The 13457-nt window shown below is 73.2% G+C and carries 11 protein-coding genes; 5 read left to right on the top strand and 6 right to left on the bottom strand.

Annotation, left to right across the window (positions count from 1 at the left end; all coding sequences use genetic code 11):
• Window positions 1-21: 21 nt before the first annotated feature.
• Window positions 22-420, bottom strand: coding sequence for a DUF4307 domain-containing protein (locus tag ACZ4K2_RS18575; RefSeq protein WP_467474008.1), 399 nt, complete (start codon window positions 418-420; stop codon window positions 22-24).
• 154 nt (window positions 421-574) lie between these two features.
• Between ACZ4K2_RS18575 and mca the strand changes: the two genes are divergently transcribed.
• Together mca and ACZ4K2_RS18565 are read left to right on the top strand one after the other, a co-directional pair.
• Window positions 575-1456 carry a mycothiol conjugate amidase Mca gene (gene mca, locus ACZ4K2_RS18570; protein WP_467474006.1) on the top strand — a complete coding sequence of 294 codons (882 nt, stop codon included), beginning with the start codon at window positions 575-577 and terminating at the stop codon, window positions 1454-1456.
• Window positions 1449-1697, top strand: a complete 249-nt coding sequence (locus ACZ4K2_RS18565) for a hypothetical protein (RefSeq protein ID WP_467474005.1) — start codon at window positions 1449-1451, stop codon at window positions 1695-1697. Before mca ends, ACZ4K2_RS18565 begins: the two co-directional genes overlap by 8 nt.
• Window positions 1698-1706: 9 nt before the next feature.
• On the opposite strand, the gene ACZ4K2_RS18560 is transcribed toward ACZ4K2_RS18565, so the two are convergent.
• Window positions 1707-4910 carry a tetratricopeptide repeat protein gene (locus tag ACZ4K2_RS18560; RefSeq protein WP_467474003.1) on the bottom strand — a complete coding sequence of 1068 codons (3204 nt, stop codon included), beginning with the start codon at window positions 4908-4910 and terminating at the stop codon, window positions 1707-1709.
• Window positions 4911-5062: 152 nt separating this feature from the next.
• Complete coding sequence (locus ACZ4K2_RS18555; protein WP_467474002.1) at window positions 5063-5455, bottom strand: hypothetical protein; 393 nt, start codon at window positions 5453-5455, stop codon at window positions 5063-5065.
• Window positions 5456-5627: 172 nt separating this feature from the next.
• Between ACZ4K2_RS18555 and ACZ4K2_RS18550 the strand changes: the two genes are divergently transcribed.
• The gene (locus ACZ4K2_RS18550; protein WP_467474000.1) at window positions 5628-6221 is read left to right on the top strand and encodes an ArsR/SmtB family transcription factor; all 594 of its coding nucleotides are present in this window, start codon (window positions 5628-5630) and stop codon (window positions 6219-6221) included.
• A gap of 322 nt (window positions 6222-6543) precedes the next feature.
• Window positions 6544-8577: a thioredoxin domain-containing protein gene (locus ACZ4K2_RS18545; RefSeq protein ID WP_467473999.1), complete on the top strand. Its 2034-nt coding sequence runs from the start codon at window positions 6544-6546 to the stop codon at window positions 8575-8577.
• Window positions 8578-8703: 126 nt separating this feature from the next.
• Here the strand turns inward: ACZ4K2_RS18545 and ACZ4K2_RS18540 are convergent, their stop codons facing one another.
• From ACZ4K2_RS18540 to trhA, 3 genes are all read right to left on the bottom strand, one after another.
• The gene (locus ACZ4K2_RS18540; RefSeq protein WP_467473997.1) at window positions 8704-9435 is read right to left on the bottom strand and encodes a Mut7-C RNAse domain-containing protein; all 732 of its coding nucleotides are present in this window, start codon (window positions 9433-9435) and stop codon (window positions 8704-8706) included.
• Window positions 9436-9469: 34 nt separating this feature from the next.
• Window positions 9470-10102: a TetR/AcrR family transcriptional regulator gene (locus ACZ4K2_RS18535; protein WP_467473996.1), complete on the bottom strand. Its 633-nt coding sequence runs from the start codon at window positions 10100-10102 to the stop codon at window positions 9470-9472.
• 228 nt (window positions 10103-10330) lie between these two features.
• Complete coding sequence (gene trhA, locus ACZ4K2_RS18530) at window positions 10331-11044, bottom strand: PAQR family membrane homeostasis protein TrhA (protein ID WP_467473994.1); 714 nt, start codon at window positions 11042-11044, stop codon at window positions 10331-10333.
• Between the two features lie 367 nt (window positions 11045-11411).
• Here trhA and ACZ4K2_RS18525 point away from each other — a divergent pair, with 367 nt between their 5' ends.
• Entirely contained in the window at window positions 11412-13235 is a 1824-nt protein-coding gene (locus tag ACZ4K2_RS18525; protein WP_467473993.1) for a phosphoenolpyruvate carboxykinase (GTP), read from the top strand.
• Window positions 13236-13457 lie beyond the last annotated feature (222 nt).

Below are 13457 nucleotides of genomic sequence, written 5' to 3'. Positions count from 1 at the left end.
CCGGGGAGTGTCCGCCGGTCCTCAGCCGGTGTGGCAGCCCAGCAGCTCCGCCGTCGTGCCCTGCGCCGTGGTACGGAGCGTGACGACCTTGTCGATCCGCGTGGCCGGGCCGGAGAAGCGGAAGTCCGCCCGGCCGACCTCGGCGCCGTCGGCCGACTGGGACCGCAGGGTGCAGTAGCCGGAGGCGCCGGCGTCCTTGTGCACCTCCAGGTGCACCTTGACCGCGTCGTCGGCCGCGTCGAAGGTGATGACCTGCGCGCTGATCTCGCTCCGGACGACGTAGTGGTAGGCGAAGAATCCGATCAGTGCGAGCAGGACGATGCCCAGCACCGAGCCGGCGATCTTGAGCTTGCGGTCGGCGCGCTCGTCCGAGAGGCGGCCGTAGCGGCCCTCGGGCAGCCGCGTGCTCGCGGTACTCATGATCGTCCTCTCCGCGGAATTATTCGCCCCCTGATTGGGTCACTATAGAAGCCTTCGTCCGCCGCCCGACCGTCACCCCTCAACGACGTCCCGCCGGGACGGCATCATTGAATGCCCCGCGAACCAGGGGCGCCGACTTACCGAGGATTGAGTCTTGACTGACCAGTTGCGACTGATGGCCGTACACGCGCACCCCGACGACGAGTCGAGCAAGGGCGCGGCCACCATGGCGAAGTACGTGTCCGAGGGGGTGGACGTGCTGGTGGTGACCTGCACCGGAGGCGAGCGCGGGTCCATCCTCAACCCCAAGCTCCAGGGTGACGCCTACATCGAGGAGCACATCCACGAGGTGCGCAAGAAGGAGATGGACGAGGCCCGCGAGATCCTCGGGGTCAAGCAGGACTGGCTCGGCTTCGTCGACTCCGGCCTGCCGGAGGGCGACCCGCTGCCGCCGCTGCCCGAGGGCTGCTTCGCCCTGGAGGACGTCGACAAGGCGGCCGGCGAGCTGGTGCGCAGGATTCGTTCCTTCCGCCCGCAGGTGATCACCACCTACGACGAGAACGGCGGCTACCCGCACCCCGACCACATCATGACCCACAAGATCACCATGGTGGCGTTCGAGGGCGCGGCGGACACCGAGAAGTACCCGGAGGCCGAGTTCGGCCCCGCCTTCCGGCCGCAGAAGCTCTACTACAACCAGGGCTTCAACCGTCCCCGCACCGAGGCGCTGCACCAGGCGATGCTCGACCGGGGCCTGGAGTCCCCGTACGGGGACTGGCTCAAGCGCTGGGACGAGACGGATCGGTCGGAGCGCACGCTGACCACGCACGTTCCGTGCGCGGACTTCTTCGAGATCCGGGACAAGGCGCTGATCGCCCACGCCACGCAGATCGACCCCGACGGGGGCTGGTTCAGGGTGCCGCTGGAGCTCCAGAAGGCGGTCTGGCCCACCGAGGAGTACGAGCTGGCGAAGTCCCTCGTCGACACCGCCATCCCCGAGGACGACCTCTTCGCGGGCATCCGGGACAATGCCTGACATGAGTGCAAGCGTGAGCCTGGCAGTGACGCATCTCGTCCCCCTCGCCAAGGAGGTCGACCAGAACAAGGTCACCCCCGGTGTCCTCGGCTTCATCGTCTTCGCGGTGATGGCCCTGGCCGTGTGGGGCCTGATGAAGTCGATGAGCAAGCACATGCAGAAGGTCGACTTCAAGGAGTCCCCGGACGCCGAGGGCGAGCGGGCCGGCAAGCAGGCCGGCCCGACGGCACAGCGCGGCTGACCCCGGGGCTCACCGCCCCGCCGGTACCGCCACCCCCATGATCTCCCGGGCGTGGCGGTCCGGAGTCATGCGCAGCCGCCAGCCCTGCCAGCCGTCCTCCAGCCGGACGCCCCGCTCCAGCAGCAGGGCCAACGCCGAGGCGCAGTCGTCCAGCCTCTCGTCCCGCAGCGGATGCGTGGCGCGGGCCAGCCGGGCCAGCTCCTCCTGCGCGACCGCCGTGCCCACCTCCACCCCGCCGGGGGCCGCGTACGGCAGCAGGGTGCAGCGCAGGAAGCGCGCCCAGTCCTCGCCGCGCCGGTCGCCGTAGGACGTGAACAGGGTGAGCGCCTCGTCGCACAGCGCCAGCGCCTGCTGGGTGCGGGCATTGCCCGCGTCGACGACGGCCAGCTCCAGGCAGGTCCACGCCTCGCCGTGGGCGACGCCGATGCGCTGGAAGTCGGCGCGCGCGTCCACCAGCAACTGGCGCGCGAACCCGGAGTTGCGCAGCGAGCCGGTCTGCGCGGCCCGCTGGTCCCGGGTCACCCGCGCCGAGTGGTGCCGGGCGCAGGCCAGGCCGTACACGTCCCGCATGCGGGAGAACATCGTCCGCGACCGCTCCAGGTCGCGCACCGCCCGGTCCAGCTCCCCGGTCTCCTCCAGCGCCTGCCCCAGGTAGTACAGCGTCCACGCCTCACCGCGCGCGTCCTCGTTGTCCCGGTGCCGGGCGACCGCCCCGCGCAGGCCGTCCACGGCGGCGGCCGGGTCGCCGGCCACCAGCCGGGCCCGGGCCAGCTGGGTCAGCGCCCACGCCTCACCGCGGGCGTCGCGCGTGCGCCCGTACCGCTCCAGGGCGGTCCGCAGCTCCGTCTCCGCACGCGGTACGTCCCCGAGCCGCAGCGCCACCTGGCCGAGCTGGAAGTGGGCCCACGCCTCACCGTGCACCGAGCCGCCCTCGCGGTGCAGGACCAGGGAGCGGTCGAGCAGGTCCTGCGCCTCCGCCGGCCGGGCCCGGTCCCGCTGGACCGCCGCGAGTGCGTGCATCGTCCACGCCCGGTCCGTCGCCAGCTCCGGCGCCGCCTGGAGGTCCAGCGCCTCCTGGAGCCGGGCCGCCGCCTCCGTCAGGGCGCCCTGGTGGTGCAGCGTGATCCCGAGCGAGCACAGCGCGCGGGCCGCCCCCGCGTCGTGGTGGGCCTCCCGGTACAGGTCCACGACCGAGGTGAGCGTGGTGCGCGCCTTGTCCAGCTCGCCGAGCTGCCGGGCCGCGATGCCGGTGCGCCACTGCACCGAGCGCACCAGCAGCCCCTGGTCCACCGACTGCGCCAGCTCGTTGATCTCGCCGAGCCGGTACAGGTCGCCGCGCAGCAGGCAGTAGTCGCACAGCGCGCCGAGCAGGTTCAGCACCGGTGCCTGGTTCACGCCCTCCGCGTGCCGCAGGGCCGCCGTGATGGCGCTGGACTCCTCGTCCAGCCAGCGCAGCGCCTCGTCCAGGGAGGGGAAGCCGTGCGAGCCGAACTGGTTCGACCGCGTCGACATGTTCCCGTCGACCAGGCGCAGCACTGCGTCGGCCAGCTCGGCGTAGTTCACGATCAGCCGTTCCTGTGCGGCCGCGCGCTCGGCGGGGTCCTCCTCGTCCCGCAGCCGGGCGAGGGCGAAGGCCCGCACCAGGTCGTGCAGCCGGTAGCGGCTGCCGCGCACGTGGTCGATCAGCCCGGCCCGGGCGAGTGCCGTCAGGTGCCGGGCGGCCTCCGCCTCGTCGGTGGCGAGCAGCGCGGCGGCCGCCGCCGTGCCCAGCGAGGCCCGGCCCGCCAGGGCGAGTCTGCGCAGCAGCCGGCGCGTGGGCTCCGGCTGGTCGGTGTAGCGCAGCCAGAGAGCCCGCTCCACCGGCTCCACCGGGCCGTACGCGTCCAGGTCCGCGGCGAGCTGCCGGGGCGAACGCGGGCCGATCCCGGAGCCCGCGATCCGCAGCGCCAGCGGCAGCCCCCCGCACAGCCGGCGGACCTCGTCCGCGGAATCGGCGTCGTAGGGCCCCGGGGACTCCCCGGCCGCCGCGCCGAGCAGCTCCTCGGCACCGGCCGCGTCCAGCGGCCGCACGGGCAGCTCGTGCACCCAGGCCGGCAGGTCCGCGGGCAGGCCGAGGGGCGCCCGGCTGGTCACCAGGACCAGGCTGTCGGACCCCTCCGGGACCAGCGCGCGCACCTGCTCCGGGTCGGAGGCGTCGTCCAGCACGATGGTCACCGGCAGCCCGGTCAGCTGCCGGTGGTACAGCTCGCCGAGCCGCTTGAGGTGCTGGTCGGCGGAGGACCGCTCCCGGAACAGCAGCTGCTCCCGCGGGGCGCCCAGCCGGTTCAGCAGGTGCAGCAGGGCGTCCCGGGTCGCCAGCGGCGCCTCCTCCCGGCTGCCGCCGCGCAGGTCCACCACGACGGCGCCCCGGAAGTGGTCCCGCAGTTCGTGCGCCGCGCGCACCGCGAGCGTGGTCCGGCCGGAGCCGGGCTCGCCGTGCAGCACGACCACCGTCGGCCGCGTCTCGCCGGCCGCCCGGGCCGCCTGCGCCCACTGCCGGATCCGGCCCAGCTCCGCCCGGCGCCCGGCGAACGGGCCGTCGGCGTCCGGGAGATGACCGAAGGACTGCTCCAACACCGAGCGCCTGCGGGCCGCCGCGCTCTTGTCCGTGCCGCGCAGTGCCGGTCCGCCGGGTTTCTTCGTGCCGGTGGAGGGTCTGATCACCCGCTGCTGGTCGAGGAACGGGCGGATGCCCCGCACCTCCAGGGCGGTCAGCCACTGCAACCGCAGCTGCTCCGGGCCGCCGGGCTGGCCGGCCGCGCCCGCGCGGTGGTGGGCCGCGGGCAGATGGGCGCCCGCCACCTTCACCACCGTGGTGGCGGCACCCGCCACGGCCGCGGTGACGCCGGCGCCGACGGCCGGTCCGGCGCCCGTGCCGAGGGAGAGGTCGGCGACGGCGGCGGCGACGGCGGCAACGGCAGCCACCAGCAGGGCCGTTCCGGCGCCGGCGCGCGCGTACCGCTGTCCGAAGGTCAGCCGCCCGGCGTCCGCCTCGTCCAGAGCGCTCGTATAGGCCTCGTACTCCTCACCGGCAGCCCCGGCCATCGTGTCCAGCGCCGCGCGCGCCCGGGTCAGCAGCAGCGGGCCGTCGATCCGCCCGCCCGAGCGCCGTACCTCCTCCTCCACGGCCCGCTCCAGCAGCCGCTCGGCCTCCACCCGATGGCCGTCCCGCATGTCCGTCCCCCTCCGGCGGCAACTCCGATGTGTACGAGTGTCCTTCCAGGGCGGCGGCAGCGCGAGAGGGTGGTGATCCGCGGTGTGTGGGGGAAGTGTGCCGACTCGCCCAAGCGGTGCGGCAGGGGCCCGCACGGAACCGGCGGGCCGGACTACGGCCGCTGTACGCACCGGTGCCCTCCGGACAGCGCCACCCTGACGCAGGCCACCGCCACCGCCCCTTCCGCCACCGCACAGGCCAGGGCCTGGAGCAGGGCCGTGTCGGTATGGGCCGTGGCGATGTCGAACCAGGCGTCCAGCACCGCCACCGCGGCCGTCGCCGAGGCAGTGAGGCGGGACCGGGGGTCACCGCGCAGCCCCAGCAACGCGGTCGCGGCGCAGCCCGCCGCCAGCAGGACGTCCAGACCTATCCAGGCCACCGACCAGTGGTGGACGCGGGTCGTGCCCGGCAGGGTCGCCGCGAGCACCGCCATCCACGGCACCAGCAGAACCGCCGACAACCCCAGCAGCACCAGCGTCCACTTGCTCCACCCGTACGCCCTCATCCCCGTGCCCCCTCATCCCCGTGCCCCCTCGGCCCACCCGTCAGCCGACCGCCCTCCAGCGGTCCGCCCGTGCCATCACAGTAGACTGCAGAGAAATCTCTGCAAAGTAACTTCGGCGGATCTCAGGGGTTCCTCAGGGGGACTCGGGGTCGCTCAGGGTTACGGTGAGCCCATGACCGACGGCCTGCCCGAGATGACCAGCCTGGAGCGCACCGCCCTCTACAAGTCCCTCGGCAACCCGCTGCGCCGCCGGATCCTCGACTACCTCGGCCGGCACGGCGAGGCGAACTCGACGGTGCTCGCCCGCGAACTGGGCGAGAGTTCCGGCACCACCAGCTACCACCTGCGCAAACTCGCCGAGCAGCGGCTCATCGCGGAGATCCCGGAGAAGTCCGGCGGCCGGGAGCGCTGGTGGCGCGCGCTGCCCTTCCGGCACGCCACGCCCGACCCGGCCGCCATGGCCCCCGAGGAGTACGCGGCGGCGGCCGAACTGGCCCTGCTCAAGATCGAGTTCGACACCGCGCTCTACCAGCGCGCCCACCGGGAGTACCGCGGCCCCGAGGGCTGGGCCCAGGTCCAGCGCCACGGTTCCTGGATGACCAGGGACGAGCTGCTCGCCTTCCTGCGGGAGTACCACGCCCTGCTGGACCGGTACGGCCATCCGCGAGAGGCCGCGCCGGAGGGGGCCCGGCCGGTGCTGATGCGCTTCTACGCCGTTCCCGCGGCCACGGAGGCGGAGGAGCGGAACGGGGAACCGGCGGGCTGACGGCCACCCCGCGCCCCGGGACGGCCCGGGGCGTCGGGCGGCCGGGGACCCGTGGCCCCGGCCGGCGACCCGGGGGCTCACCCATGGGACCCGTGGCCCCGGCCGGCGACCCGGAGGCTCACCCGAGGAACCCGGAGCCCCTGCCAGGGAGGCGGAGCCCCGCCGCGGGATCCGAGACTCCACCGCGGGACCCGGAGCCCCGGCCGGGGAACCCGGACCCCCGCCGGGTGACCCGGAGCCCCGGCCGAGGGTGTGCGCGGGCGGCGGCGACCCTCGTCCTGGCCTGACGTGCGGTGCGCGGGTCCTGCGGCAGGATGGGGGCATGCCGAACCGACTGGCCCATGAGACGTCCCCGTATCTGCTCCAGCACGCCGACAACCCCGTCGACTGGTGGCCGTGGTCGACCGGAGCCTTCGACGAGGCGCGCCGGACGAACAGGCCCGTGCTGCTGAGCGTCGGGTACAGCAGTTGCCACTGGTGCCACGTCATGGCCCACGAGTCCTTCGAGGACCAGGCCACCGCCGACTACCTCAACGAGCACTTCGTCAGCGTCAAGGTCGACCGCGAGGAGCGGCCGGACGTCGACGCCGTCTACATGGAGGCCGTCCAGGCCGCCACCGGACAGGGCGGCTGGCCCATGACCGTCTTCCTCACCCCGGACGCCGAGCCGTTCTACTTCGGCACCTACTTCCCGCCCGCGCCGCGCCACGGCATGCCCTCCTTCCGGCAGGTCCTGGAGGGCGTGCGGCAGGCCTGGACCACCCGGCGCGACGAGGTCGGCGAGGTCGCCGGGAAGATCGTGCGCGACCTCGCCCAGCGCGAGTTCGTCCGGCAGGCCGCCGAGTCACCCGGCGAGCAGGACCTGGCCCAGGCGCTGCTCGGGCTCACCCGCGAGTACGACCCGCAGCGCGGCGGATTCGGCGGCGCGCCCAAGTTCCCGCCGTCCATGGTGCTGGAGTTCCTGCTGCGGCACCACGCGCGGACCGGCGCGGAGGGCGCCCTGCAGATGGCGCGCGACACCTGCGAGCGGATGGCCCGGGGCGGGATCTACGACCAGCTCGGCGGCGGCTTCGCCCGGTACTCCGTCGACCGCGACTGGGTCGTGCCCCACTTCGAGAAGATGCTCTACGACAACGCCCTGCTCTGCCGGGTCTACGCCCACCTGTGGCGGGCCACCGGCTCGGAGCTCGCCCGGCGGGTGGCGCTGGAGACCGCCGACTTCATGGTCCGCGAACTGCGCACGAACGAGGGCGGTTTCGCCTCCGCCCTCGACGCGGACAGCGACGACGGCAGCGGACGGCACGTGGAGGGCGCGTACTACGTGTGGACGCCCGAGCAGTTGCGGGACGCCCTCGAGGACGACGCCGGACTCGCCGTCCAGTACTTCGGCGTGACGGAGGAAGGCACCTTCGAGCACGGGCAGTCCGTCCTGCAACTCCCGCAGACCGAAGGCGTCTTCGAGGCGGACCGGATCGCCTCCGTCAAGAGCCGGCTGCTGGCGAAGCGCGCGGAGCGGCCCGCGCCCGGCCGGGACGACAAGGTCGTCGCCGCCTGGAACGGGCTCGCCGTCGCCGCGCTCGCCGAGACCGGCGCCTACTTCGACCGGCCCGATCTCGTCGAGGCCGCGCTCGCCGCCGCCGACCTGCTCGTCCGCGTCCACCTGGACGAACACGCCCGGCTCGCCCGCACCAGCAAGGACGGCCGGGTCGGCCCCAACGCCGGCGTCCTGGAGGACTACGCCGACGTCGCCGAGGGCTTCCTCGCGCTCGCCTCGGTCACCGGGGAGGGCGTCTGGCTGGACTTCGCCGGACTCCTGCTCGACCAGGTGCTCGCCCGCTTCACCGACCCGGAGACCGGTGCCCTGTTCGACACCGCCTCCGACGCCGAACGGCTCATCCGCCGCCCGCAGGACCCCACCGACAACGCCACCCCCTCCGGCTGGACCGCCGCGGCGGGCGCGCTGCTGGGCTACGCCGCCCACACCGGCTCCGAGCCGCACCGGAGCGCGGCCGAGCGGGCGACGGGCATCGTGAAGACGCTCGGGCCGCGCGTGCCCCGGTTCATCGGATGGGGGCTGGCCGTCGCGGAGGCGCTGCTCGACGGGCCGAAGGAGGTCGCGGTCGTCGGTCCCTCCCTCACGGACGAGGGGACGGTCGCGCTGCACCGCACGGCCCTGCTCGGCACCGCCCCGGGCGCCGTCGTCGCGGCCGGCACGCCCGACAGCGACGAGTTCCCGCTCCTCGCCGGCCGCCCGCTGCTGGCCGGTGAACCGACGGCGTACGTCTGCCGCGACTTCACCTGCGACGCCCCGACCACGGACCCGGAGCGGCTGGGCGCGGCGGTCAACGTCCCCTGAGCGGCGCGCGCCGAGGCCGCCCGCAACCGCGTGAACGGTCCCCCGCGGGCGGGCGGCGAGGTCAGCGCCGGCGCCCGTAGGGGACGGTGCCGCGTGCGCCGGGGCCGGCGGTGTGCGGCGGCGCCCTCACCGCCGTCCGCCGGAGTCCGCCAGGGCGCGGGCCACGATCGCCTCCAGCTGGTCGTGGTGCGCGCCCTTCCAGTAGGCGCGGCCGCACTCCGTGCACTGCGCGAAGACGTCGTAGGACCGCTCGGTGCCGCCCTTGAGCTGGTCGGCGACCTCCTCCTTGGCGGCCTCCCGCAGCAGTCCGTTGCAGGCGGTGCACCGCGTCCAGGGGGTGAGTGCGGGGGCGAAGCGGTCCAGTACGTCTCGGAGCTGGTCGTCGGGGCGGGTGCTGTAGACGTACGCGCCGGCCCACAGCTCCCGGCGGCGCAGCAGGCCCCGGTCGCGGCTGAGCATCACGCGCTTCTCGGCCGCCGAGCGGGCGGCGAGGGCCGGGTCGCCGATGTCCGTCGACTCGTACGCCGTGTCGACGCCGAGCAGCCGCATGCGGCGGGCCAGCGTGCCGAGGTGGACGTCGAGGAGGAAGCGGAGCGGGGCGCCCGGCACTCGCTGTGGGCGGTCCACCGGCCGGACGACGACCCGCTCGGCCGCCGCCGGGACGTGCGAGGGCGGGACGGCGCGGCCGTCCACGACCAGGGAGCCGACCTCGGTGAGCGGCACCCCGAGGGACTCGACGACGTGCCCGAGGGTGGAGACCCCGTCCGTGGCCAGGGCGGTGGCTCCGCCGCGTCGGGCCGCGGGGACGAACAGGTGCAGCTCGGGGGCGACTTCGACGTGGATCTCGGGTCCGTTCACCCCGCCAGGATGCCACGGACGGCGCCGGTGGCCGTCAGGATCTCCCCGGGCCCAGCCCGGCCGCCATGACGTCCAGGGCCCGCTCCACCAGGTCCCGCAGCTCGCCCTCGAAGCCGTGCTCCGCCCAGCACATGGAGACCTCCAGCATGCCGCCGACGAGGGCCATCGTGCTGACGCGCACCTCCAGGCTCTCCGGGTCCAGGCCCGTGCGCTCGGCGAGGACCGGGCGGAGCAGCCGGCCGGTCTCCGTCATGCTCTCGAAGTACCGGGAGCGGACGGCGGGGACCTGCGCGCCGAGTCGGGCCCGCAGCCGCAGCGCCTCGGGGTCCTCCCGCTCGCTGAGTTCGAGGGCCCTGCGCAGCACGTGCCGCAGGGAGTCCGGCCACGGCTCGTCCGCGGGCCGGGCACGCAGCTCCGCCAGCATCAGGGGGCCGTACTCGTCCGTGAGGACGATGTCCTCCTTGGTGGGGAAGTAGCGGAAGACGGTCGACGGCGACACCTCGGCCCGCTCGGCGATCTGCTCGACCGTCGTGGCGTCGTACCCCTGCTCCCGGACCAGCGCGTAGGTCGCGGCGCGGATCGCCGCACGGGTCTTGATCTTCTTCCGCTCCCGCAGTCCGAGCCGGGGACGGTCGGCGGGGGCGCCGGGGGGATGTGCGGCCGTCATGCCGGTCATTGTCCGGCATCGCCGCCTGACGTGGCCATCTGCGGCCTTCGGCCCGGGCCGGGCGGCCGCGTGCCGGGCCCTCCGCCGGTCCGATGCGAGCGCCACCCTGGAAGCGGTACGGAGCAGTACGGAGCGGTACGGCTCCCGGCGGGAGGCCGGTTCCCGGGCGGGCACGGGAAAGGCCACGGCTCGTGCGAACCGTGGCCGGGGGAGGGAGGCGGAAGGGGGTCAGGCGTGCTGGTAGGCCACCAGTGAGATGCCGACGTAGTGGACGACGAACGCGGCGAGGGTGAAGGAGTGGAAGACCTCGTGGAAGCCGAACCAGCGCGGTGACGGGTTGGGGCGCTTGATGCCGTAGATCACGCCGCCGGCGCTGTAGAGCAGGCCGCCGACCACCACCAGGACCAGGACGGCCACGCCGCCGGTGCGCAGGAAGTCGGGCAGGAAGAAGACGGCGGCCCAGCCCATCGCGATGTAGCAGGGCGTGTAGAGCCAGCGCGGGGCACCGACCCAGAAGACGCGGAAGACGACGCCGGCCGCGGCGGCGCCCCAGATTCCCCACAGCAGCCACCGGCCCTTCCCGTCGGGCAGGAGCAGCAGGGTCAGCGGGGTGTAGGTGCCCGCGATGATCAGGAAGATGTTGGCGTGGTCGAGGCGGCGCAGTACACCGTCCATCCGCGGACTCCAGTCGCCCCGGTGGTACAGCGCGCTGACTCCGAACAGGAGACAGGCCGTGAGGGCGTATATGCCGCAGGCCATGCGGCCTCTGGTGGAGTCGGCGAGCGCGGTGAGCACGAGCCCCGCGATGAGTACGGCCGGGAACATACCGAGGTGCAGCCAGCCGCGGAGCCTGGGCTTGACCGGATGCGGCAAGGAGAGCGCGACGGGACCGCGGCCGGCGGCCGGCGGGTCCAGGGGCGCGTCGGAGGCGGACGCAGTCATGGCCGCATCGTACCGACGAAACCGTAAGTCACGGATCGGTCCCGCTGTGCAGCGGTTCACAAGTGGCGATCGCCTCAGGGCGGACGAGGGGGCGGAGCGCAAAGAATCCTTCAGGTGAACTCAACGTGCACGTAAAGGGGCATAGCGGTACGCAGGGGCGATGTGAAAACCGTGGCCTTCCTCACTTCGCTCACCTGTGATGCCCTCTGGACATATGGGCACGCTCGGCGGATGATCAAATGAGTGCGGTCGACACCGGATGAGCGCCAACAGTCGCGACGAGTGCGAAGCATCCGGGTCGCAGCCCCCACGGGGCCCCAAGGAAGAACCCCTCACCAGGGCAAAAATCCCTCACTTAGGAGCAATCGTGGCGCGCGACAACGCGGCTCCCACCGTCGTCCCCACCAACCACCGGGAACTGGTCTCCTGGGTCAACGAGATCGCCGAACTGACGCAGCCGGACCGCGTGGTCTGGTGCGACGGCTCCGAGGCCGAGTACGAGCGGCTGTGCGAGGAGCTGGTCGCCAAGGGGACGTTCAGGAAGCTCGACCCGGTCAAGCGTCCGCACTCCTACTACGCGGCCTCCGACCCCACCGACGTCGCGCGCGTCGAGGACCGGACCTTCATCTGCTCCGAGAAGGAGGAGGACGCCGGCCCCACCAACCACTGGAAGGCCCCCGCCGAGATGCGGGAGATCTTCGCCGGTGACGAGGGCCTGTTCCGGGAGTCGATGCGGGGCCGCACGATGTACGTCGTCCCGTTCTGCATGGGCCCGCTCGGCTCCCCGCTGTCCGCGCTCGGCGTGGAGATCACCGACTCCGCCTACGTGGCCGTCTCGATGCGCACGATGACGCGCATGGGCCAGGCCGTCCTGGACGAGCTGGGCGACGAGGGCTTCTTCGTCAAGGCCGTGCACACCCTCGGCGCCCCGCTGGAGCCGGGCCAGGCGGACGTGCCGTGGCCCTGCAACCGGACCAAGTACATCTCGCACTTCCCCGAGGCGCGCGAGATCTGGTCCTACGGCTCCGGCTACGGCGGCAACGCCCTGCTCGGCAAGAAGTGCTACGCGCTGCGCATCGCCTCCGTCATGGCCCGGGACGAGGGCTGGCTGGCCGAGCACATGCTCATCCTGAAGCTGACCCCGCCGCAGGGCGAGGCCAGGTACGTCGCCGCCGCCTTCCCCTCCGCCTGCGGCAAGACCAACCTGGCCATGCTGGAGCCCACGATCTCCGGCTGGACGGTGGAGACCATCGGCGACGACATCGCCTGGATGCGCTTCGGCGAGGACGGCCGCCTGTACGCGATCAACCCCGAGGCCGGCTTCTTCGGCGTCGCGCCCGGCACCGGCGAGCACACCAACGCCAACGCGATGAAGACCCTGTGGGGCAACGCGGTCTTCACCAACGTCGCGCTCACCGACGACGGCGACGTCTGGTGGGAGGGCATGACCGAGGAGGCCCCGGCCCACCTGACCGACTGGAAGGGCAACGACTGGACGCCCGCCTCCGAGGTGCCGGCCGCCCACCCCAACGCCCGCTTCACGGTCCCCGCCTCCCAGTGCCCGATCATCGCGCCCGAGTGGGAGGACCCGAAGGGCGTGCCGATCTCGGCGATCCTCTTCGGCGGCCGCCGCGCCAGCGCGGTGCCGCTGGTGACGGAGTCCTTCGACTGGAACCACGGCGTCTTCCTCGGCGCCAACGTGGCTTCCGAGAAGACCGCCGCGGCCGAGGGCAAGGTCGGCGAGCTGCGCCGCGACCCGTTCGCGATGCTGCCCTTCTGCGGCTACAACATGGGCGACTACATGGCCCACTGGATCGACGTGGCCAAGGACAAGGACCAGGCCGGGCTGCCGAAGATCTACTACGTCAACTGGTTCCGGAAGAACGACGAGGGCAAGTTCGTCTGGCCCGGCTTCGGCGAGAACTCCCGGGTCCTGAAGTGGATCGTGGAGCGGCTGGAGGGCAGGGCCGAGGGCGTCGAGACCCCGATCGGCATCCTGCCGACCAGGGAGGCCCTCGACACCGACGGCCTCGAACTGTCCCCGTCCGACCTGGACTTCCTGCTCACGGTGGACGAGGAGGTCTGGCGCGAGGAGGCCGCGCTGGTCCCCGGGCACCTGGAGACCTTCGGCGACCACACCCCGAAGGAGCTGTGGGACCAGTACCGCGCGCTGGTGGAGCGCCTGGGCTGAGCCCGCTCACCGACTCCGCGGCCGGTTGGGATGTGCCCTGACCAGCGATCGTCACGACCGGCCGCGGTGACAGTTCCGGGGCCCGGGGCCCGCCTGTACAACGGCGTACGGGCGGGCCCCGGGCCTCTCTCCGTGTGTCTGAAGGCGTGAAAACGTCCGTAATCGTACCGTATGGGCATCATTGGGGCGCTTCATCGCGCCGACCCGCTCCAGAACGGGCTG

It is taken from the genome of Streptomyces sp. NPDC025833, from assembly GCF_055558055.1.
This window is presented reverse-complemented; position numbering and strand designations above follow the sequence as displayed.

Bases quoted from the DNA above. Each gene is read 5' to 3' on its own strand.
- ACZ4K2_RS18545 (WP_467473999.1), top strand. From the start codon at position 6,544: ATGCCGAACCGACTGGCCCATGAGACGTCCCCGTATCTGCTCCAGCAC.
- ACZ4K2_RS18560 (WP_467474003.1), bottom strand. From the start codon at position 4,910: ATGCGGGACGGCCATCGGGTGGAGGCCGAGCGGCTGCTGGAGCGGGCC.
- ACZ4K2_RS18555 (WP_467474002.1), bottom strand. From the start codon at position 5,455: ATGAGGGCGTACGGGTGGAGCAAGTGGACGCTGGTGCTGCTGGGGTTG.
- ACZ4K2_RS18535 (WP_467473996.1), bottom strand. From the start codon at position 10,102: ATGACGGCCGCACATCCCCCCGGCGCCCCCGCCGACCGTCCCCGGCTC.
- ACZ4K2_RS18550 (WP_467474000.1), top strand. From the start codon at position 5,628: ATGACCGACGGCCTGCCCGAGATGACCAGCCTGGAGCGCACCGCCCTC.
- ACZ4K2_RS18575 (WP_467474008.1), bottom strand. From the start codon at position 420: ATGAGTACCGCGAGCACGCGGCTGCCCGAGGGCCGCTACGGCCGCCTC.
- ACZ4K2_RS18565 (WP_467474005.1), top strand. From the start codon at position 1,449: ATGCCTGACATGAGTGCAAGCGTGAGCCTGGCAGTGACGCATCTCGTC.
- trhA (WP_467473994.1), bottom strand. From the start codon at position 11,044: ATGACTGCGTCCGCCTCCGACGCGCCCCTGGACCCGCCGGCCGCCGGC.